This is a genomic window from Acetobacter cerevisiae (genome assembly GCF_001580535.1).
Classification (GTDB): domain Bacteria; phylum Pseudomonadota; class Alphaproteobacteria; order Acetobacterales; family Acetobacteraceae; genus Acetobacter; species Acetobacter cerevisiae.
This window is the reverse complement of the sequence record NZ_LHZA01000043.1, coordinates 1-2,026: the sequence shown is the minus strand read 5'-3', so window position 1 is coordinate 2,026 and position 2,026 is coordinate 1. Positions and strand designations below refer to the sequence as shown.

Below are 2,026 nucleotides of genomic sequence, written 5' to 3'. Positions count from 1 at the left end.
GGGAGGGGGATTGGCTCAGGGGCGTTTCGCCAACGCCATAGGCAAGCCAGTCCAGTGTCACGCCACAGACCCGTGCCAGGGAGGCAACGGCAGAGAGCTTCATCTCACTGCCGTTCATGTAGTCACGTAAAGTTGTGTAAGGCACGCCCGCAGCCTTTGCAGCATGTGTAATGCCAATGCTCTGGGCAGCCTGACGCAGCCGTTCCCCGCGCTCGCGCATCAGTTTGATCTGCTCATCCATGAGCTTGCGCTTTCTGGGTCGGGGCGGTGGCATGCGAACGCTCCATAACGGAAAAGTTCGTCATTATACGACGAAGCGCTTGCATGTATAGTCGGGGAGCTGTAAGTTCCATAGAGGGCATATGAAGCGGGTCTCCGTGTCTCATGGGCCTGTTCTCGCATGAACAGCGCGGTCTGTCGAAGGGTTTGTCATGTCTCATGAAGCGCCTTGCCTGTCCTCCGGGCCGCCCCGGGATCGCCGGCTCGAAGACCTCCACGCCGGATTGCATGATGTCATGCGGCTGGTGGAACTGGAGCATCAGGTCCTTCGGGGGCGGCTTGATACCCTCAGAGCCGATACGGATGGTGTGAAAACCCTCGAAGGCGTCATTGTTCTGGGGAGCGTGGTGCATCAGAAACTGACACATCTGCTCGCGCTCTGCCGTGACGCAGGAGATCTGTAAGATGTCGTTCCTGATCTCGTCGCTGTCAGGGATGATCCGTTCGGCCCCGCGCCTGAGTGCCTTGCTTGCTGTCGCCGGCGCAGGCGGCCTGAGTTTTATTCTGTTCTCCGGGCCGCACGGTGAAACTCGCGATTTGCAGAAGGTGCTGGTTGAGCGTCATCCTCAGGGCATGCGGTCCTGCATGCTGTTACGCTCTGGTGCGGGGATAGACTTTCGTGAATGGTCCAATAAACGGTTCTGGATGCAGTCGTCGCCCTGGACGGCTCCCACGGCCCATCCGTTTCTGTTTCATGCCGGACCAGCAGACGAGGCACCCTCGGATCTGGTGACGGATCTGACGCAGCGTGGTGTTCTGGAACGGCATGTCGTGCCAGTCACATTCAAAACGTCCGGCGCAACGGAAGAGGCCGTATTTTACACGACATCCCGGAATAATCCGGATTTTAGCTATACGCTGCGCCAGCCCGGGCGCCTCTTCGACGGGTATATTCCGATTGCGACTCTGGCCTATCCTGAACAGGTGTCGAAAAAAGGGGAGGGAGAGCGTGATGAACCATTGCTGCTTCATCCCTATCTGATCAGTGAGGTCGATGGGGTCTGTGTCGGTCTGACGCTCCGCAGGATTGTCGATATCCGGCATCCGGAGCATGACCCGACCGGACGGGAGATCATTACGGCGACGGCTGTGTATCGCAGCGACGGCCCGAAAGACTGGATGCGGACACCTGTCTTTCGACGCATGGCAGGAACATTTGCCGGGCTGGAGGCCGGGGCTGAAGTGCGCCACCATCTGATCTATCGCAAAGGGATTGATGGCCTGACGCTTTTTGCCGAGCAGCCGGAAGGATGAGTGTCATGCGCGTTCAGGGCGTTTCCCTAAAAGTCTGTCTTGTTGCCATGAGTTGTCTGGCCTGCGCATTGCCGGAACGGAGTTATGCCGCTTCAGATGCTGAGGCGGCCAAGGCAGCTGATGCCATATTGGAGCAGGTTCGCCATGATCCGGCAGATCGCGGGGAGTTCGAAAATGGCGACAGTCGGCGGGTCTGTCTTTCTATCGGGTCAGAGGCCTTTCTGAGCCTTTCGGCCTATCCGCGTTCGATGGATGTGGCCAATGGGGTTGAGAAAGGCATTGAGCCCGGTGCAGGGTATAATGCCTCGACACAGGGCGTGCTGTTTGGGGAAGGGCCGCGTAATGTGGAACCAGGTCCTTTCATTCAGGCGTTGATGGACGCTGGTCTTGTCCAGCGGGTTCCTGTGACCTGGCGTGTCCATGCTCAGCATCCTGCAATGCCAACTGCTGCGCAACTCGGGCTTCATGACCTCGACGCGGAAATCTCACAGAA

Annotated in this window: 4 protein-coding genes; 3 read left to right on the top strand and 1 reads right to left on the bottom strand. The window is 58.3% G+C overall.

Features of this window, described 5'->3' with window-relative positions; all coding sequences use genetic code 11:
* The coding region (locus AD928_RS00305; protein ID WP_156470009.1) for a helix-turn-helix domain-containing protein at positions 1-241 on the bottom strand (241 nt) is incomplete at its 3' end.
* Between the two features lie 190 nt (positions 242-431).
* Here AD928_RS00305 and AD928_RS00300 point away from each other — a divergent pair.
* The 3 genes from AD928_RS00300 to AD928_RS00290 all read left to right on the top strand — a co-directional run.
* Complete coding sequence (locus tag AD928_RS00300; protein WP_061506553.1) at positions 432-683, top strand: hypothetical protein; 252 nt, start codon at positions 432-434, stop codon at positions 681-683.
* 1 nt (position 684) lies between these two features.
* Complete coding sequence (locus AD928_RS00295; RefSeq protein ID WP_062247351.1) at positions 685-1,533, top strand: hypothetical protein; 849 nt, start codon at positions 685-687, stop codon at positions 1,531-1,533.
* Between the two features lie 5 nt (positions 1,534-1,538).
* Positions 1,539-2,026: hypothetical protein (locus AD928_RS00290; RefSeq protein ID WP_156470008.1), on the top strand; the 488-nt coding region annotated here is incomplete at its 3' end.

What these genes read in the sequence shown, in the direction of transcription:
- AD928_RS00300 (WP_061506553.1), top strand. Translation starts at nt 432, where the DNA reads ATGTCTCATGAAGCGCCTTGCCTGTCCTCCGGGCCGCCCCGGGATCGC.
- AD928_RS00295 (WP_062247351.1), top strand. Translation starts at nt 685, where the DNA reads ATGTCGTTCCTGATCTCGTCGCTGTCAGGGATGATCCGTTCGGCCCCG.